Annotated in this window: 11 protein-coding genes and 2 rRNA genes; 4 read left to right on the forward strand and 9 right to left on the reverse strand. The window is 70.1% G+C overall.

Features of this window, described 5'->3' with window-relative positions:
- The first annotated feature begins 202 nt into the window (after nucleotides 1–202).
- Nucleotides 203–2167 (forward strand): hypothetical protein, encoded by a 1965-nt coding sequence (locus ACQP26_RS23790; protein ID WP_433494044.1) that lies wholly within the window; start codon nucleotides 203–205, stop codon nucleotides 2165–2167.
- Between the two features lie 4 nt (nucleotides 2168–2171).
- Here the strand turns inward: ACQP26_RS23790 and ACQP26_RS23795 are convergent, their stop codons facing one another.
- The 3 genes from ACQP26_RS23795 to ACQP26_RS23805 form a co-directional block, all read right to left on the reverse strand.
- Nucleotides 2172–2879, reverse strand: a complete 708-nt coding sequence (locus tag ACQP26_RS23795) for a lysophospholipid acyltransferase family protein (RefSeq protein WP_281576983.1) — start codon at nucleotides 2877–2879, stop codon at nucleotides 2172–2174.
- Nucleotides 2880–3020: 141 nt separating this feature from the next.
- Nucleotides 3021–6167, reverse strand: coding sequence for an isoleucine--tRNA ligase (gene ileS / locus ACQP26_RS23800; RefSeq protein ID WP_433494045.1), 3147 nt, complete (start codon nucleotides 6165–6167; stop codon nucleotides 3021–3023).
- A gap of 386 nt (nucleotides 6168–6553) precedes the next feature.
- Complete coding sequence (locus tag ACQP26_RS23805) at nucleotides 6554–8113, reverse strand: alkaline phosphatase D family protein (RefSeq protein ID WP_433494046.1); 1560 nt, start codon at nucleotides 8111–8113, stop codon at nucleotides 6554–6556.
- A 192-nt stretch (nucleotides 8114–8305) separates the two neighbouring features.
- Between ACQP26_RS23805 and ACQP26_RS23810 the strand changes: the two genes are divergently transcribed.
- Nucleotides 8306–8746, forward strand: a complete 441-nt coding sequence (locus ACQP26_RS23810; RefSeq protein ID WP_269704552.1) for a carboxymuconolactone decarboxylase family protein — start codon at nucleotides 8306–8308, stop codon at nucleotides 8744–8746.
- A gap of 61 nt (nucleotides 8747–8807) precedes the next feature.
- Here the strand turns inward: ACQP26_RS23810 and ndk are convergent, their stop codons facing one another.
- Complete coding sequence (gene ndk / locus ACQP26_RS23815) at nucleotides 8808–9233, reverse strand: nucleoside-diphosphate kinase (RefSeq protein WP_269704551.1); 426 nt, start codon at nucleotides 9231–9233, stop codon at nucleotides 8808–8810.
- Between the two features lie 145 nt (nucleotides 9234–9378).
- Here ndk and ACQP26_RS23820 point away from each other — a divergent pair, with 145 nt between their 5' ends.
- Nucleotides 9379–10743 (forward strand): VOC family protein, encoded by a 1365-nt coding sequence (locus tag ACQP26_RS23820; protein ID WP_433494047.1) that lies wholly within the window; start codon nucleotides 9379–9381, stop codon nucleotides 10741–10743.
- A 74-nt stretch (nucleotides 10744–10817) separates the two neighbouring features.
- Here the strand turns inward: ACQP26_RS23820 and ACQP26_RS23825 are convergent, their stop codons facing one another.
- The 3 genes from ACQP26_RS23825 to ACQP26_RS23835 are packed head-to-tail and all read right to left on the reverse strand — an operon-like array spanning nucleotide 10818 to nucleotide 15171.
- Complete coding sequence (locus tag ACQP26_RS23825) at nucleotides 10818–11225, reverse strand: DUF4233 domain-containing protein (protein WP_433494048.1); 408 nt, start codon at nucleotides 11223–11225, stop codon at nucleotides 10818–10820.
- Nucleotides 11222–12556, reverse strand: coding sequence for a bifunctional folylpolyglutamate synthase/dihydrofolate synthase (locus ACQP26_RS23830; RefSeq protein WP_433494049.1), 1335 nt, complete (start codon nucleotides 12554–12556; stop codon nucleotides 11222–11224). Before ACQP26_RS23830 ends, ACQP26_RS23825 begins: the two co-directional genes overlap by 4 nt.
- Complete coding sequence (locus ACQP26_RS23835) at nucleotides 12553–15171, reverse strand: valine--tRNA ligase (protein ID WP_433494050.1); 2619 nt, start codon at nucleotides 15169–15171, stop codon at nucleotides 12553–12555. Before ACQP26_RS23835 ends, ACQP26_RS23830 begins: the two co-directional genes overlap by 4 nt.
- Before the next feature lie 69 nt (nucleotides 15172–15240).
- Between ACQP26_RS23835 and ACQP26_RS23840 the strand changes: the two genes are divergently transcribed.
- Complete coding sequence (locus ACQP26_RS23840; RefSeq protein WP_269704547.1) at nucleotides 15241–15918, forward strand: hypothetical protein; 678 nt, start codon at nucleotides 15241–15243, stop codon at nucleotides 15916–15918.
- An 84-nt stretch (nucleotides 15919–16002) separates the two neighbouring features.
- Here ACQP26_RS23840 and rrf read toward each other — a convergent pair.
- A 5S ribosomal RNA gene (gene rrf, locus ACQP26_RS23845) occupies nucleotides 16003–16119 on the reverse strand.
- 75 nt (nucleotides 16120–16194) lie between these two features.
- Nucleotides 16195–19303: ribosomal RNA gene (locus tag ACQP26_RS23850) — 23S ribosomal RNA — on the reverse strand.
- Nucleotides 19304–19513: the final 210 nt, after the last annotated feature.

A 19513-nucleotide genomic window follows, 5' to 3' on the forward strand; every position in this document is an offset into this window, starting at 1 on the left:
GCCCAAGCGTACGCGGTGCCCCCGCCCTCCCCCGCGCCCGCGCCCGTGTCCGCCGGGTTGATCAAGGAGTTTGTGCGCTCTCCGGCGCTCCCGACGGACACGAACTCCTTGATCACCGGAGTGGGGCCGGGGAGCGGGCGAATTCGTCCTGGGTGGCGGGGCGGTACTAACCTCGCAACGGGCGCGAGAGGAGATAGCCGCGATGCCGCAGCCGCAGCCGGGGGCGGACCGGCCGGCCGACGGGGCCGAGAGGCCCTCAGTCACCGAGCCGCCGACCGCCGCCGACACCGAGGACGCCACCGGCGCCTCGGCTCCGGCGTCCCCGTCCGGCACGCCGGAGGCCGCCACCGACGACCGGACCTCCGACGGGGTGCCGGCCGACCAGCCGTCCGGCGCCGCCGAGAGCGGGCCGCACGACGGTACGCCCCACCGCCGGCCGTCCGACGTCGCGCCGGACGAGCAGTCGGAACAGGCCGAACCCGCTCGGCTGGACGAACCGGCCGAGCAGGCTCTGCGGGACGACCAGGCTGAACCGGCACCGCGAGACCGACGAGCCGGACCGGCACCGGCGGACCCGGCCGGCACCGCCCCGCTCGACGACGCGAGCCCGCACCCACCGGCCGACGACGCCACCGTCCCCACCGGCACGGCCGACGCCCACGCGAGCGCGACGGCCGCCGACGCCCCCACCGACGACGCCGGAATGCCGGCCGACGCGCCCACCGGCGACGAGGCTCCGACCGTCGACGCCGGAGCGCCGGACGGCGTCGACGCCACCCCGCCCGTATCTGTCACCCGGGCCCGGGGATCCGCGGCGGTTCCCGGCCGCACCACGCCCGTCCCCACGCCCCGGACCGGGCGCCCGCCGGATCCGACCCGGATCGACGTCGCGCCGCAGCCGCCCCGGCCCGCGAATACTCCGGACCCCACCAAGGTCGAGAACGCCCCGGTCTCCGCGCGGGCCGCGAACACGCCGGACCCGACCCGCGTGGAGAACACCCCGGATCCGACCCGGGTCGAGGCGTCCGCGCCCCGCTGGAGCGGTTCCGCCGCCGTACCGCCACCGCCGCCGCGCCGGCCGGCCTGGGGCGAGTCCGCCGAGCCCACGCCGGTGCCGCCGCACGCGTCGCCGGAAGAGGCCACACCTGTCGACCCGTGGGCGGGGGTCGACACCACCGGCTGGGAGCTGCACGCGCCCGAACTGCCGCCGCTGACGCCGACGCTGCCCTACACCGCGCCCTGGGCCACGCCGGGGAACCCCCATCCGGCCCACCCGGCGCCACCGGCGGCCCACCCGGCCCAACCCGCTCCGCAGTCGGCACCACCGGCCCATGCCGCGCCGCCCGCCGCCCGCCCGGTCTCACCGCCGCCCAGTCCGCCGTACCCCGGACCCGCCCGGCCGGTCTCACCGCCGCCGCACAGTCCGCCGTACCCCGGACCGGCCCGGCCGGTCTCGCCGCCGCACCATCCCGGCCCATCGGCCGCGCGTCCCCTGCCACCGGCGGCGCTCGTCGCGCCGCCGGCGAAGCCCGGACGGCCGCCGAAGCAGCGCCGGGGCAAGGCCGGGCCGCCGGTCGCGCCGCCGCCGGGCTGGCAGCAGCCGCCCAAGCGGACCCGCCGCCGGCGTCGCTGGCCCTGGGTGCTGCTGCTCTCCGTCGCCTGCTGCTGCGGTCTCCCGCTCTGGTGGTTCCAGCCGATCTCCAGCCAGTACCCGGCCAGCGCCACCCTCCCGGACCAGATCGACTCGATGCGGCTGCGCCAGGACGACACCAGCCGGGCCGCCGCCGAGGAGCTGAAGTCCCGGGTACGCGAGTCGAACCTGCTGGCCGAGGACACGTTCGCCGGCATCTACAGCACGAGCGACGGCAAGCGGGTGACGTTGTTCGGCAGCACCGGGCTGCGGTTCAACCCGGAGTCGGACGCCAAGTCGGAACTCGAGCGCCTCGCCGGGGACTACGCCCTGCAGGAGTCGGTGGTGGTGGACACCGGCGTACGGGGACGCCACGAACGCTGCGCGGTCGGCCGGGCGGACGGTGACTCGGTGGTGGTCTGCGTATCGGCCGACCACGGCAGCCTCACCACGGGCGTGTTCACCCGGCTGTCGGTGGACGACAGCGGGCGGCTGCTGAACGACCTGCGCAAGCGCGTGGTGGTGCCGAAGTCGTGACCGCTCAGGCGGTCTGCTCGCCGCCGGCCTGGTCGCCGGTGGCCTGGTCGGCGCGCTTCGGGGCGTAGCGCGGGACGTACTCCTGGCCGCTGAGCTTCTGGATCTCGGCCATCATCTCGTCGGTCATCGCGCGCAGCGACGTGCGGTCGTCGGGACGGCCGGTGAAGTCCAGCGGCTTGCCGAACTTTATGGTGATCTTGGCGCGGCCCGGTCGCGGGATCCGCGTGCCGATCGGCTGGGCCTTGTCGGTGCCGGTCACGCCGACCGGGATGATCGGCACACCCGCGGCGATCGCCAGCCGGACGGTGCCGGTACGCCCGCGGTAGAGCCGCCCGTCCGGGGAGCGGGTGCCCTCCGGGTAGACGGCTACCAGGTCACCGGCCTTGAGCACCGGGATCGCCGCGTCGAACGCGGTCAGCGCCGCCCGGCCGCCGGCCCGCTCGACCGGGATGGCGCCCAGCCCGGTGAGCACGAACTTGGAGAAGCCGCCCTTGACCCCGGTGCCCTTGAAGTACTCCGACTTGGCCCAGAACGCCAGGTGACGGGGCACCACGGTGCCGAGGAGCAGCTCGTCGGCGACGGAGAGATGGTTGCTGGCGAAGATCGCGCCACCGGTCGCCGGGATGTGCTCCAAACCCTCCACGTGCGGACGGAAGGCCAACCGGAGCGCGGGCGCCACGGTGAGCTTGCCGATGGTGTAGAGCAGGGGCACGGGTCCTCCGGCGGTCGTACGTGAAACAGGCGCTGTCACGGTAGCGGACGCGGCCGTCCGCCACCGAGCGGGTGGCCCGCAGTCCACTCGCTGGGGCCGGGCCCTCCTCCACCCGAGGGGGTGCAGGAGGGCCCGGTCCGCTCACACCTTGCGGACCGTCACCGTCACGCGCTCGCCCTCGCCGGCCTCGCCGGCGAAGCCGTCGAGGCCCTCGGCGAAGTCGATGCTGTCGGCGAGCACCTCCCGGGCCACGAACCCGGTGTACGCGGCGACCGCCGCGCGTACCTCCTCGGACGCGGAGACGGCCACCGTGATCCGGTCGGAGACGTCCAGGTCGGCGTCCCGGCGGGCCTGCTGCACGACCCGGACCACGTCCCGGGCCAGCCCTTCGGCCGCCAGTTCCGGCGTGACCTCGGTGTCCAGCACGACCACGCCCTCACCGCCGGGCAGCGGCGCGGAGTGCTCGGCGTCGGCGGCGACCAGGCGCAGCTCGTACTCGCCCTCGGCCAGCGTGACCCCGGCGGCGACCGGGGCGCCGTCGCGCAGCTCCCACTCCCCCGCCTTGACCGCCTTGATCACCTGCTGGACGGCCTTGCCGACGCGCGGGCCGAGCGCCCGCGGCACCACGGTGAGCACCTGCTGGCAGTACGCGGACACCTCGTCGGTGAGTACGACCTCCTTGACGTTCACCTCGTCGGCGACCAGGTCGGCGAAGGGCCGCAGCTGGTCCGCGACGGGCGACGCCACGGTCAGCTTCGCCAGCGGCAGTCGCACCCGCAGACCCTTGGCCTTGCGCAGCGACAGCGCCGCCGAGGCGACCGCCCGCACATTGTCCATCGCGGAGACCAGCTCGTGGTCGGCCGGGAACTCGGCCGCGTCCGGCCAGTCGGTCAGGTGCACCGACCGCTCGCCGGTCAGCCCGCGCCAGATCTCCTCCGCGGTCAGCGGCGCCAGCGGCGCCACCACCCGGCACAGCGTCTCCAGAACCGTCGAGAGCGTGTCGAACGCGTCCGCGTCCCCGGCCCAGAACCGGTCCCGGGACCGGCGCACGTACCAGTTGGTCAGCGCGTCCAGGTAGGACCGCACGGTGGCGCACGCACCGGAGATGTCGTACGCGTCCATCTGCGCGCCGACGGTCGCCACCAGCTCGTTGGTCTTCGCCAGCACGTACCGGTCGAGCACGTTCGCCGAGTCGGTACGCCGACGCGCGGTGTAGCCGTCGGCGTTGGCGTACAGCGAGAAGAAGTACCAGACGTTCCACAGCGGCAGCAGCACCTGGCGCACCGCGTCCCGGATGCCCGACTCGGTGACCGCCATGTCGCCGCCGCGCAGCACCGGCGAGGACATCAGCATCCACCGCATCGCGTCCGACCCGTAGGAGTCGAACACGTGGTAGACGTCCGGGTAGTTGCGCAGGCTCTTGGACATCTTGCGTCCGTCCGAGCCGAGCAGGATGCCGTGGCTCAGGCAGTTGCGGAACGCCGGCCTGTCGAACAGCGCCGTGGCCAGCACGTGCATGGTGTAGAACCAGCCGCGGGTCTGCCCGATGTACTCGACGATGAAGTCACCCGGGTAGTGGTGCTCGAACCACTCCCGGTTGGAGAACGGGTAGTGCACCTGGGCGAACGGCATCGAGCCGGACTCGAACCAGCAGTCCAGCACCTCCGGCACCCGGCGCATCATCGACTTGCCCGTCGGGTCGTCCGGGTTGGGGCGGACCAGGTCGTCCACCGCCGGCCGGTGCAGGTCGGTCAGGCGTACGCCGAAGTCCCGCTCGATCTGCTCCAGCGAACCGTAGACGTCCACGCGCGGGTAGTTCGGGTCGTCGGACTTCCACACCGGGATCGGCGAGCCCCAGAACCGGTTGCGGCTGATCGACCAGTCCCGGGCGTTCGCCAGCCACTTACCGAACGAGCCGTCCTTGATGTGGCCGGGCGTCCAGTTGATCTGCTGGTTCAGCTCGACCATCCGGTCCTTGAACTTGGTCACCGCCACGAACCACGACGACACCGCCTTGTAGACCAGCGGGGTGTCGCAGCGCCAGCAGTGCGGGTAGGAGTGGGTGTAGGTGTCCTGGCGCAGCACCACCCCCCGCTCCTTCAGCTCCCGGATCACCGGCTTGTTCACGTCGAAGACCTGCTCGCCCTGGTACGGCGGCACCAGCGCGGTGAACCGGGTGTGGTCGTCCACGGTCACGACGGTGGGGATGCCGGCCGCGTTGCAGGTGTTCTGGTCGTCCTCACCGAAGGCGGGCGCCAGGTGGACGATCCCGGTGCCGTCCTCGGTGGTGACGAAGTCCGCGCCGAGCACCTGGTAGGCGTTCGGGCCGGCCGGCTCGACCAGGAAGTCGTAGAGCGGCGTGTAGCGGCGTCCGACCAGGTCGCGGCCGTACACGGTGCCGACCTGCTCGTACCCCTCCAGCTCCTTGGCGTACGCGCCGAGGCGCGCGGCGCCGACGACGTAGCGCTCACTCTCGCGCTCCAGCACGGCGTACTCGATGTCGGGACCGACGGCGAGCGCCAGGTTCGACGGCAGCGTCCACGGCGTGGTCGTCCAGACGCCGAGCTTGACCGGCCCGCGCAGCGGCTCCGGCGCGTTCTCGTCGGCGGTCAGCTCGAACCAGACGGTGAGCGTCGGGTCGTGCCGGTCCCGGTAGACGTCGTCCATCCGGGTCTCGGTGTTCGACAGCGGCGTCTCGCACCGCCAGCAGTACGCGAGCACCCGGAAGCCCTCGTAGACCAGGCCCTTGTCGTGCAGGGTCTTGAAGGCCCACATGACGCTTTCCATGTAGTCCAGGTCGAGCGTCTTGTAGTCGTTGGCGAAGTCGACCCAGCGGGCCTGGCGGGTGACGTACCGCTCCCAGTCGTGGGTGAACTCCAGCACCGACGCGCGGCAGGCGTCGTTGAACCGGGCCACGCCGAGGTCGAGGATCTCCGCCTTCGTGGTGATGCCGAGCTGCTTCTCGGCCACCACCTCGGCGGGCAGGCCGTGGCAGTCCCAGCCGAACCGGCGCTCGACGTGCTTGCCGCGCATGGTCTGGTAGCGCGGCACCACGTCCTTGACGTAGCCGGTGAACAGGTGGCCGTAGTGCGGCAGGCCGTTGGCGAACGGCGGGCCGTCGTAGAAGACGTACTCGTTCTCGCCGTTCCGGCCCGCGTCGCGGGCCTCGACCGACGCCTCGAAGGTCTTGTCGGCCGTCCAGTGCTCCAGCACCCGGCGCTCGACCGCGGGCAGGTCCGGGCTCGCCGGGACACCGGCGCCGGTCGGGTCGTGCAACGGATAGGCCATCGCCTGTCGCTCTCCCTCAGCAGCTCACTCGTCTGTGGTCTGCGAGGACGAGCCGAATCCGGTACGCCGTGACCGGCGCCCGGGCGTGGCCCGCGGTACCACCCCGCTTGGCGGTCGAGGTGCGACCGCCCGCTCGTTGGCCGGCTGTGACGGGCCGTCCCGTCCGGTTCTACTGAGCCGGTGACCCGGCCGTTCTTCCGGAGGCTCACCGGTGATGGCCGGGTCGTCGCCTGTGCGTTCAAGCGTACTCGACCCCCCGCCCGCCGCGCCGCCGAGTATCGCCCGCCCCGCCCCGCCCCGCCTCTGCCCCGTCGATCATGAGGTTGACGGCCAAATCGGAGATCCACATCGCCGCCAACCTCATGATCGACGAGGTCGGCCGGGGGTCAGCGGCGCGTCGGGGCCGGAAGGGTGGTGGTCCAGAGGGAGGCGCCGACGCGATCGCGCAGGTGGACCGTCAGCGCCGCCGACGGGCCGTCGATGGTCACCTCGCCGAAGTGCTGGAAGCCCTCGGCCGGTGAGGTGTTGGCGCGCGGCGGTGCGTGCACGAAGACCGCCTTCGGGCCGAACGTACCGTCCAGCGCGTTCGGGCCGAACGCACCGGCGTGCGCCGGGCCGGAGACGAACTCCCAGAACGGGCTGAAGTCGCGCACCGCGGCGCGCGCCGGGTCGTAGTGGTGGGCGGCGGTGTAGTGCACGTCGGCGGCGAGGAACACCAGCCCGGTCACCCCGGCCCGGTACGAGGCGCGCAGCACCTCGGCGAACTCCAGTTCCCGGCCGGCCGCCGCGCCGTGGTCGCCCTGCGCGACGCCCTCCTGCGCGCCTGCCCCGTCCGGCACCACCACGCCGATCGGCAGGTCGTTGGCGATCACCTTCCAGGTGGCGCGGGACGCGCGCAGCTCCCGGATCAGCCACTCCCGCTGCGCCGTGCCGAGCAGGCCGCGACTGCGGTCGGCGTACGTGTTGCCGTCGTTCGGGTCCTTGTAGGTGCGCATGTCCAGCACGAACACGTCCAGCAGCGGCCCGTACGACAACTTGCGGTACATCGGCCCGCCCGACGGCACCGGCAGCCACTCGTGGAACGCCTGCCGGGCCCGGGCGGCGAGCACGTCCACGCGCTTCTCGCCGTACCTGTCGTCGGTCAGGATCTCCCCCGGGTACCAGTTGTTCACCACCTCGTGGTCGTCCCACTGGTTGATCTGCGGCACCTCGGCGGCGAACGCCCGCAGGTGCTCGTCGAGCAGGTTGTACGCGAACTGCCCCCGGTACTCGGCGAGCGTCTCGGCCACCTTGCTCTTCTCCGGCGTCACCAGGTTGCGCCAGGTGCGGCCGTCCGGCAGCACCACGCTCTCGGCCAGCGGGCCGTCGGCGTACACGGTGTCGCCGCTGCACAGGAAGAAGTCCGGACGGCGCTCCCGCATGGCCCGGAAGATCGCCAGGCCGTCGAAGTCGGTGCTGATCCCCCAGCCCTGCCCGACGATGTCGCCGGTCCACACGAACCGCACGTCACGCCGCTGGTGCCGCCCGGGGGCGGTGGCGAACGAACCGGTCAGCGGCTCGCTGCACAGGCCGTGCCGGTCCAGGCTCTCCACCCGTACCCGGTAGTGCAGCCGCTCCCCCGCGGGCAGGCCGCCCAGACGGACCTTGCCGGTGAGGTCGCCGGTGGGGTCGACCACCGGGCCGCGCACCAGGCGGGCGCCGCGCAGGTCCGGCCGGCGGCTCACCTCGACGAGCATCCGGCCGGGCCGGTCCGCGCGGGTCCAGACCAGCGCCGAGTCGGCGGTCACGTCGCCGCTCTGCACGCCGTGGGTGAGCAGCGGCCGGCCGCTCCGCCGCAGGCCGGGTGCGGCGGGCGCGCCGGGCGCGCCGAGCAGCGCGCCGCCGGCGACTCCGGCACCGGCGACCAGGCCGGCGCGGAGCAGGGTACGTCGATCGATGTGCGTCATGGGTTCTCCCGGTCTCGGCAGTGTCGCCAGCCCGGTCTACCGGCCGCAGATGGCCGGGCACTCCGGTCGAGGTGACCGGAACGTCAACGACTGCTGTCGGCCCGGTCATGACCACCGTCACACCGCCGTGCCGTCACACCGCACCCGCCGTGTCCCGTCCTGTCCGCGTACCCGAACCTCAAGGAGGCGGCGATGAGCCGGATGGACATGGCAGCGGTGGCACCCGAGGCGTACCAGGCCGTGCTGGGCCTGGAGAAGTACGTCCGGACGAACGTGGACCACACCGTGCTGGAGCTGGTGAAGCTGCGGGCGTCGATGCTCAACGGCTGCGCGTTCTGCGTGGACATGCACAGCCGGGAGGCGCTGGGGGCCGGGGAGGACAGCCGCCGGCTGTTCGCGGTCGCGGCGTGGCGGGAGGCGCCGTTCTTCGACGAGCGGGAGCGGGCCGCGCTGGCCCTCACCGACGCGGTGACCCGGCTCGGCGAGCACGGCGTGCCGGACGACGTCTGGGACGCCGCGGCGAAGGTGTGGTCGGAGAAGGAACTGGCCGACCTGGTGGTGGCGATCGCCACCATCAACGTGTGGAACCGGGTCGCGGTGACCTCTCAGACGCAGCCGCCGGCGTCGGTCTGACAGCCGACACACGACGGCCCCGGTCCCGCGAAGGCGCGGGCCGGGGCCGTCGGCGTATCGGTCAGGCCAGCTCGGGGAACCAGAGCGCGATCTCGCGCTTGGCGCTGTCCGCCGAGTCGGAGGCGTGCACCAGGTTCTCCCGGTTCGACAGCGACAGGTCACCGCGGATGGTGCCGGCGGCGGCCTTGCGGCCGTCGGTGCTGCCGATCATCGCGCGCACCACCTCGATCACCTGGTCGCCGGAGAGCACCAGCGCCACCAGCGGGCCACTGGTCATGAACGTCTTCAGCGGCGGGTAGAACGGCTTCTCGACGTGCTCGGCGTAGTGCTGGTCGGCGAAGTCGCCGTCCATGGTCCGGCTCACCATCGCGTCGATCCGCAGGCCCTTGCGCTCGAAACGGGACAGGATCTCGCCCACCAGACCGCGGCGCACCGCGTCGGGCTTGATCAGTACGAGCGTCCGCTCGTCCGGGCTGCTGCTGGACACGCTGGGTTCCTCCTGCGCACTCAAACGGGGTTCAGCTGGGTACGGTCAGCGTAGCGACCCGGTCCCGGCGCCGGTGCGGCAGCTGCGTCTTCCCTGGCCCGCCGCGGCGGCCTAGCCTGGCCCTGGAACCCCTGGGAGGTCCACTGTGGCGAATGGCGGGAACCGCACGATCGCGCCGGTACGCAAACTGATCGGGGCGGTGCTCGGCACCGTCGCCACCTTCGTGACCGTGTTCGGGCTCGGTATGACCAGCTGGGCCATCGTCGCCCTCGGCGTGGCGCTGCTGGTGCTGGCGATCGCCCTGGCCACGGTACGCGGCGGCGGCCGCACCTGGGTGATCGGCCTGGGGCACGTGCACAGCGCCTCCGAACCACCCACCCAGTACGCGTTCGGCCGGTGCGAGCTGCAACTGGTCATCGACGCGCCGGGGCTGCCGCCCCGCTCCAAGAAGATCATCGAGCCTCGGGTGCCGGTCGCCAAGTGGCCCTCGCTGGGCCAGGCGCTGCCGGTCCGGGTGGCGCTGGACGACCAGCGGCACGTACGCGTGCTCTGGGACGAGGTGCCCACGCACGCCGAGAGCGCCGCTGCGGTCGCCGACCTGCCGCCCGAGTACGCCGCCGAGCCGGACCCGCTGGACGAGCCGCTGATCGCGCAGGAGGCGCCGCCGTGGGCCGGGCGCGCGCCGGAGGACGACTTCCGCGACGACTACCCGCCCGCGCCGGACCCGTACCTGGACGACGTGCCGCCCCGCGCCGAGGAACGCGAGCCGGTGGTGCTGCACCAGAGCCCCGGCGGCCCGGTGGTGCTCGAGGGACAGCTCGTCGAACGGACCGACCGGGCGGCCGGCCCCGGCCCGCTCCCCCGCCGTGCCCCGGCGCCCCGCTCGCCGGCCGAGGAGCCGGTGGACACGGTGCCGGTCCAGACCGTGCTCGTCGACCCCGGGCCGGCGGACACCGGGCCGGCCGACACCGCACGGGCCGGATCGGGGCTGGCCGACACCGGGACCGACCCGATCGACCTGGCGCTGGACGACCCGTCGGACGCGCCTCGGCGCTCCGACGTACCGCCGACGGCCGAGGAGCTGGACGAGGCGATCTTCGGCCCGTCCGGCGCGGCCGAACCGGACGAGCTGGCCAGCCCGATCAGCGGCGTCGGCATCACGCTGCTCGTCACCGACCTGGACCGGTCCCTCGACTTCTACCGGGAACTCGGCTTCGACGAGCTGGACCGGGGCGAGGGCAACGCCGTGCTCTCCTCCGGCCCGACCCGGCTCGTGCTGCGCCGGGTGACCGGTGCCGCCCCGATCAGCCGCCGGCTGGTGCACGTCAACCTGGAGGTCGACGACATCCAGGGCGCGTACGAGCGGCTGCGCGACTCCGGCGTCCGGTTCACGTACGCCCCGCGCGTGGTCAACCGGGGCACCAAGCTGGAGGTGTGGGCGGCTGCTTTCCGCGACCCCGACGGCCACGGCGTCGCGCTGACGCAGTGGCGCACCCTCGCCCAGGTGTAAGGAAGGGCCCCTTCTTAACGCCTCAGGTAGAGGAAGGGGCCCTTCTTAACACGCGCAGCCCGCAGCGACGACGCTCAGCCGAGGATGACCCGCCGCACGTGCAGCGCGTACGCCCACACCAGCGCGAACATCACCCCGAGCGCGAACAGCGACCAGTGCAGCAGCCCGGAGAGCAGGAGCAGTCCCTGGATCGCGGTGCCGGCGTGCCACGCCCACGGGCGGCGCATCATGCCGGCGAGCACCACACAGGCGACCGCCAGCGCGACGATCGCGCCGATCGCCGCGCCGCTCAGGTCACCGCCGACCACCCGGATCGGCTGGATCGCCAGCAGCAGCACCAGTGCCTCCAGCGCCATCGTGCCGGCGCCGAGTCCGCGTACCGCCTTGTCCGGGTTCCGCAGCCCGGACCGGCGCTCACCGCCCGCCGGCTCCGAACCGCCCGCCGGCTCCGGGCCGGTCGGGCGGGGCTGCGGGCCGGTCATCGCTTGAGCAGCCGGCGGGCGTCGGCCACTGTCACCACCGATCCGGTGACCAGCACGCCCACCCCGGACAGCTCACCCGGTACGTCCGACTCGGCCTCCGCCACCGCCGCCTCGATGGCGTCGGGCATCTCCCGGGCCACCTGCACCCGCTCCGGCCCGAAGATCTCCCGCGCCAGCTCGGCCAGCTCGTCCACGGGCATCGCCCGGGCCGAGCTGTTCTCCGCGACCACGATCGAGTCGAGCACCGGTTCGAGCAGTTCGAGCAGGCTCGCCGCGTCCTTGTCGCCGAGCACCGCCAGCACGCCGACGAGCTTGCTGAACGCGAACTCCTCCTGCACCGCGGCGACGGTGGCGGCCATCCCGTGCGGGTTGTGCGCGCCGTCGAGCAGCACTGTCGGCGCGCTACGCACCCGCTCCAGCCGGCCCGGCGAACTGGTCGCGGCGAAGCCCTCGCGGACCGCCTCGATGTCGAGCTGCCGCCGGGCGCCGGCGCCGAGGAACGCCTCCACGGCGGCCAGCGCCACCGCCGCGTTCTGCGCCTGGTGCGCGCCGTGCAGCGGGATGAAGATCTCCTCGTACACTCCGCCCAGGCCCTGGATGGTCAGCACCTGGCCGCCGACCGCGACCGCCCGGCGCAGCACGCCGAACTCGGCGCCCTCGCGCGCGACAGTGGCGTTGACCTCGGCGCAGCGTTCCAGGATCGGACGGGCCGCCTCCTCCTCCTGCGCCGCCGCGATGACGGTGGCGCCGGGGTGGATGATGCCCGCCTTGTGCAGCGCGATGTCCTCGATCGTGTCGCCGAGCCACTCGGTGTGGTCCAGGCCGATCGGGGTGATCACGGCGACGCCGGCCTGGATGACGTTCGTCGCGTCCTCCGCGCCGCCGAGCCCGACCTCCACCACCGCCACATCGACGGGGGCGTCGGCGAACGTGGCGAACGCCAGCGCCGTGGTCATGTCGAAGTACGTCAGCGGCTCGGCGAACCGCTGGTCGACCAGCTCGGCCAGCGGCGCGATCTCACGGTACGTGGACACGAACCGCTCCTCGCCCACCGGCTCGCCGTCCAGGCTGATCCGCTCCCGGACGGTCTCCAGGTGCGGGCTGGTGTAGCGGCCGGTGTGCAGCCCGAACGCCCGCAGCAGCGAGTCGATCATCCGGGCCGTCGAGGTCTTGCCGTTGGTGCCGGTCAGGTGGATCGACGGGTACGCCCGCTGCGGGCTGCCCAGCAGGTCGAGCAGGGTTTCGATCTTCTCCAGCTCGAAGTGCATCCGGGTGAAGCCGCGCGCGTTGAGCGCGGCCTCCACCTCGGCGAACGCGGTGCGGTCACTCACGAGGAAAGCGCCTCCAGGGCGGCGTCGATCCGGACCAGGTCCGCCTCGGCCACCGCCAGCCGTTCGCGGATCTTCGCCACCACCGGCTCGGGCGCCTTGCCGACGAACGCCGGGTTGTCCAGCTTCGCCCGCGCCTGGGTGGCCTCCTTCTCGGCTGCCGCCCGGTCCTTGGTGAGCCGGGCCCGCTCGGCGGCCACGTCGATCGAGCCGCGGGTGTCGAGCGCGACGCTCACCTCACCGGGCATGGCCAGCGTGGCGCTGGCCTGGAAGTCGTCACCGGGTGCGTCGAGCCGGGCCAGCGAGCGCACCAGCGGCTCGTGCGCCGCGATGCCCGCGCCGGCCAGGCCGTCGAGGCGCGCGGCGACCCGCTGGGTGGGCCGCAGCCCCTGGTCCGACCGGAACCGCCGGACCTCGGTCACCACCCGCTGCAGGGTGCCGACCTCACCCTCCGCGGCGTCGTCGATCAGGGTACGGTCGGCGACCGGCCAGGACGCCGTCAGTACGGTCTCGCCGCCGCTGAGCGCGGACCACAGCTCGTCGGTGACGAACGGGATGACCGGGTGCAGCAGCCGCAGGAGCTGGTCCAGCACGTGGCCCAGCACCCGGCGGGTGGCGTCGGCGGCGGGGCCGCCCTCGGCCAGCACCGGCTTGCTCAGCTCCACGTACCAGTCGCAGACGTCGTCCCACGCGAAGTGGTAGAGCAGGTCGCAGACCTTCGCGAACTCGTACGCCTCGAACTGCTCGTCGACCTCGGCGGTGACGTGCGCCAGCCGGGACAGGATCCACCTGTCGACGGTGGAGAGGTCGCCGGCGTCCGGCAGCGGGCCGTCGGTGTGCGCGCCGTTGAGCAGCGCGAACCGGGTGGCGTTCCAGAGCTTGTTGCAGAAGTTGCGGGAGCCCTGGCACCACTCCTCGCTGACCGGCACGTCCTGCCCGGGGTTGGCGCCCCGGGCCAGCGTGAACCGGGTGGCGTCGGCGCCGAACCGGTCGATCCAGTCCAGCGGGTCGACCACGTTGCCGAACGACTTCGACATCTTCTTGCCGTGCTCGTCGCGGACCATGCCGTGCAGCGCCACCACGTCGAACGGCTGCACGCCGTCCATCGCGTACAGGCCGAACATCATCATCCGGGCGACCCAGAAGAACAGGATGTCGTAGCCGGTGACCAGCACGCTGGTCGGGTAGAACTTCGCCAGGTCGGGGGTGCGCTCGGGCCAGCCGAGCGTGGAGAACGGCCACAGCCCGCTGGAGAACCAGGTGTCCAGGACGTCCTCGTCCTGCCGCCAGCCCTCGCCGGACGGCGGTTCCTCGTCCGGGCCGACGCAGACGATCTCGCCGTCCGGGCCGTACCAGACGGGGATGCGGTGCCCCCACCACAGCTGGCGGGAGATGCACCAGTCGTGCATGTTGTCGACCCAGGCGAAGTAGCGCTTGGCCAGCTCGGCCGGCTCGATCTTCACCCGGCCGTCGCGCACCGCGTCACCGGCGGCCTTCGCGAGCGGGGCGGTGTTGACGAACCACTGCAGCGACAGCCGCGGCTCGACGGTCGTCTTGCACCGCGAGCAGTGCCCCACGGCGTGCAGGTACGGCCGCTTCTCGGCGACGATCCGGCCCTGCTCGCGCAGCGCCGCGACGATGGCCGGGCGGGCCTCGTACCGGTCCAGGCCCTCGAACGGGCCGGGCGCGGTGATGACGCCGCGCTCGTCCATGATCGTCAGCGAGGGCAGGTCGTGCCGCTGGCCGATCTCGAAGTCGTTCGGGTCGTGCGCCGGGGTCACCTTGACCATGCCGGTGCCGAAGCTCGGGTCGACGTGCTCGTCGGCGACGATCGGGATCCGCCGGTCGGTGAGCGGCAGCTCCACCTCGGTGCCGATCAGGTGCCGGTAGCGCTCGTCGTCCGGGTGCACCGCCACCGCGGTGTCACCGAGCATGGTCTCCGCCCGGGTGGTCGCCACCACGACCTCGTCGCCGTAGCGGATCGAGACGAGCTCGCCCTCGTCGTCGGTGTGCTCCACCTCGATGTCGGACAGCGCGGTGAGGCAGCGCGGGCACCAGTTGATGATCCGGTTGGCCCGGTAGATGAGCCCGTCGTCGAAGAGCTTCTTGAACATGGTCTGCACGGCCCGGGACAGGCCCTCGTCCATGGTGAACCGCTCTCGGTCCCAGTCGACGGCGTCGCCGAGCCGGCGCATCTGGCCGAGGATCGCGCCGCCGGACTCGGCCTTCCACTGCCAGACCCGCTCGACGAACTTCTCCCGTCCGAGGTCGTGGCGGGACAGCCCCTCACCGGCGAGCTGCCGCTCGACCAGGTTCTGGGTGGCGATACCGGCGTGGTCCATGCCCGGCAGCCAGAGCGCCTCGTACCCCTGCATCTTCTTGCGCCGGGTGAGCGCGTCCATGAGCGTGTGCTCGAACGCGTGGCCCATGTGCAGCGAGCCGGTGACGTTCGGCGGCGGGATGACGATGGTGAACGGCGGCTTCTCGCTGTCTGCCGACGCCCGGAAGTGCCCGCCGGCTACCCACTGCTCGTACCGTCGCTGCTCTACCTCGCCGGGCTGGTACTGGCCGGCGAGGGTCGGGGCGTCGGGGCGTCGGGCATCCAGTCTCTCGGTCACCCTGAAAGTCTACGGAGCGCTTTCGGGGACCCGACGTGCACCACCTGTGATTCGCGTACGGTGGCGGTCATGTCCGACGCGCACCTCACCGAGCGCCCGGTCGACGGGGGTTCCGATCCGGTCGAGCTGACCGATGAGCCGATCGAGCTGAGCCGCCGCGATCCCGCGCAGGAGCCCGAACGCCGTCCCGTCTCCCGGCGCCGAAAGATCATTCTGTCCGCCCTGCTGGCGGTCGGCCTGGCCGGGGCCGGTGCGCTCGGGCTGAGCGGCTGGCGGGTGATCCAGCAGAAGGACACCACGCTCGGCCAGCCGGCCGAGGTGGCCGGGCTGGTCCGGGACGACAGTGAGCGGGCCCGCAGCACCGCCGACTACCTGCGCGACGGGCTGGCCGCCGACATCGAGCTGGACCGCGGCTACGGCGCGGTCTACTCCGACCGCGGGGACGCCAAGCGCTCGGTGCTGCTGTTCGGCGGCACCACGCTGCTCTGGCAGCCCGAACGCGACCTGGACACCCTGTTCGGGCTGATGGCCGACGAGACCGGCCGGGTGGCGGGGCTGCGCGAGGTGGACGCGGGCCGCCTGGGCGGCGTCATGAAGTGCGGTACGACAAGCGGCGACGGCGGCGACTTCGCGGTCTGCGGGTGGGCCGACCACGGCAGCGTGGTGATGGGCATGTTCCCGGGCCGCCGGGTCGACAACGCCGCGGCGCTGTTCCGCGAGATCCGCGAGTCGGTTCAGAGCCGCTGATTGAGGGCCGGCCTTCGGGCCGGCTTCCCGTAAACGCAATTCAGGGCCACCCCCGTTTGGGGGTGGCCCTGAATTTGAAAGGTTGTCCGGCGGTGTCCTACTCTCCCACACCCTCCCGAGTGCAGTACCATCGGCGCTGGAGGGCTTAGCTTCCGGGTTCGGAATGTTACCGGGCGTTTCCCCTCCGCCATGACCGCCGTAACTCTATGAACATGTCAACCAACCCTGGTGGGTGGTGGTTTGTTCAGAGTTGCACAGTGGACGCGTAGCAGCTTGGTAGTCAAGTCCTCGGCCTATTAGTACCGGTCAACTGAACCCGTTACCGGGCTTACATTTCCGGCCTATCAACCCAGTCGTCTAGCTGGGGGCCTTACCCCACAATGTGGGTGGGATACCTCATCTTGAAGCGAGCTTCCCGCTTAGATGCTTTCAGCGGTTATCCCTTCCGAACGTAGCTAACCAGCCGTGCCCCTGGCGGGACAACTGGCACACCAGAGGTTCGTCCGTCCCGGTCCTCTCGTACTAGGGACAGCCCTTCTCAAGTATCCTACGCGCACGGCGGATAGGGACCGAACTGTCTCACGACGTTCTAAACCCAGCTCGCGTACCGCTTTAATGGGCGAACAGCCCAACCCTTGGGACCTGCTACAGCCCCAGGATGCGACGAGCCGACATCGAGGTGCCAAACCATCCCGTCGATATGGACTCTTGGGGAAGATCAGCCTGTTATCCCCGGGGTACCTTTTATCCGTTGAGCGACACCGCTTCCACATGCCAGTGCCGGATCACTAGTCCCGACTTTCGTCCCTGCTCGACCTGTCAGTCTCACAGTCAAGCTCCCTTGTGCACTTGCACTCAACACCTGATTGCCAACCAGGCTGAGGGAACCTTTGGGCGCCTCCGTTACCCTTTAGGAGGCAACCGCCCCAGTTAAACTACCCACCAGACACTGTCCCTGAACCGGATAACGGTCCGAAGTTAGATACCCAAATCAACCAGAGTGGTATTTCAAGATTGCCTCCACCCATACTGGCGTATGGACTTCACCGGCTCCCACCTATCCTACACAAGCTAATTCAGATACCAATGTCAAGCTATAGTAAAGGTCCCGGGGTCTTTCCGTCCTGCCGCGCGTAACGAGCATCTTTACTCGTAATGCAATTTCGCCGGGCCTGTGGTTGAGACAGTGGGGAAGTCGTTACGCCATTCGTGCAGGTCGGAACTTACCCGACAAGGAATTTCGCTACCTTAGGATGGTTATAGTTACCACCGCCGTTTACTGGCGCTTAAGTTCTCCGCTTCGCCCCGAAGAGCTAACAGGTCCCCTTAACGTTCCAGCACCGGGCAGGCGTCAGTCCATATACATCGAATTACTTCTTCGCATGGACCTGTGTTTTTAGTAAACAGTCGCTTCCCCCTGCTCTCTGCGGCCATACAACGCTCCACCCGCGCGGGGCTTCACGTCTCCGGCCCCCCTTCTCCCTAAGTTACGGGGGCAATTTGCCGAGTTCCTTAACCACAGTTCGCCCGATCGCCTCGGTATTCTCTACCTGACCACCTGTGTCGGTTTGGGGTACGGGCCGCTAAGAACTCGCTAGAGGCTTTTCTCGGCAGCATAGGATCACTGACTTCACCTGAATCGGCTCGGCATCACGTCTCAGCCCCATGGTGTGCGGATTTGCCTACACACCGGCCTACACGCTTACCCCGGCACAACCACCGGCCGGGCTCAGCTACCTTCCTGCGTCACCCCATCGCTTGACTACTACCCGCCAGGTTCCCACGCTCCCCACCATAGGTCCGAAGACCGCCGGCAGTTCGGGTGGTTAGCACAACGAGGTTCGTCAGGGTCGCTCTTTCGCGGGTACGGGAATATCAACCCGTTGTCCATCGACTACGCCTCTCGGCCTCGCCTTAGGTCCCGACTCACCCAGGGCGGATTAGCCTGGCCCTGGAACCCTTGGTCATCCGGCGGAAGGGTTTCTCACCCTTCTTTCGCTACTCATGCCTGCATTCTCACTCGTGCCGCGTCCACAACTGGGTCACCCCGCTGCTTCACCCCCGGCACGACGCTCCCCTACCCATCCACACACCTGCATACCCCATCAAGGAGGCACGAAGTTGAAATGTGAATGCCACAGCTTCGGCGGTGTGCTTGAGCCCCGCTACATTGTCGGCGCGGAACCACTTGACCAGTGAGCTATTACGCACTCTTTAAAGGGTGGCTGCTTCTAAGCCAACCTCCTGGTTGTCTATGCGACCCCACATCCTTTTCCACTTAGCACACGCTTAGGGGCCTTAGCTGGTGATCTGGGCTGTTTCCCTCTCGACTACGAAGCTTATCCCCCGCAGTCTCACTGCCGCGCTCTCACTTACCGGCATTCGGAGTTTGGCTGATTTCGGTAAGCTTGTGGGCCCCCTAGACCATCCAGTGCTCTACCTCCGGCAAGAAACACGCGACGCTGCACCTAAATGCATTTCGGGGAGAACCAGCTATCACGGAGTTTGATTGGCCTTTCACCCCTAACCACAGGTCATCCCCCAACTTTTCAACGTTGGTGGGTTCGGCCCTCCACGCGGTCTTACCCGCGCTTCAGCCTGCCCATGGCTAGATCACTCCGCTTCGGGTCTAGAGCATGCGACTAAAAACGCCCTATTCAGACTCGCTTTCGCTACGGCTCCCCCACACGGGTTAACCTCGCCACATGCCACTAACTCGCAGGCTCATTCTTCAAAAGGCACGCCGTCACCCCGCAAGGCTCCGACGGATTGTAGGCGAACGGTTTCAGGTACTATTTCACTCCCCTCCCGGGGTACTTTTCACCATTCCCTCACGGTACTCGTCCGCTATCGGTCACCAGGAAGTATTTAGGCTTACCAGGTGGTCCTGGCAGATTCACGGCAGATTTCAGGAGTCCGCCGCTACTCGGGAACACCCACAGAAGACCAGCAACTTTCACCTACCGGACTATCACCGTCTACGGTCAGCCATTCCAGACTGTTCGACTAGCCACTGACTTTGTAACTTCTCGAACAAGTGTCAGCTTGTTCAGCAGGGTCCCACAACCCCGACCACGCAACCCCTGACAGGTATCACACGCCGCCGGTTTAGCCTCAATCCGCTTTCGCTCGCCACTACTCACGGAATCACTAATTTGTTTTCTCTTCCTACGGGTACTGAGATGTTTCACTTCCCCGCGTTCCCCCCACACACCCTATGTGTTCAGGTGCGGGTGACATCACATGACTGATGCCGGGTTTCCCCATTCGGACACCCTGGGATCACAGCTTGGTTGACAGCTCCCCCAGGCCTATCGCGGCCTCCCACGTCCTTCATCGGCTCCTGGTGCCAAGGCATCCACCGTTCGCCCTGGACAACTTGACCACAAAGATGCTCGCGTCCACTGTGCAATTCTCAACAAACAACCAACCCACAACCCACAAGCCCCACACCAAACCCAGCTGCACCGCCGGCGGTATGCGAGACCAGGCCATGCCTGGCGCCATCCCGAGGCATCACCTCGGACTCCGGCTCTGAAAGACAACCGCTCGGGTTGTTCTTTCAGGACCCAACAGGGTGCTTACATCCGCCACC

The organism is Micromonospora sp. CA-248089, from assembly GCF_050948515.1.
Lineage (GTDB): Bacteria > Actinomycetota > Actinomycetes > Mycobacteriales > Micromonosporaceae > Micromonospora.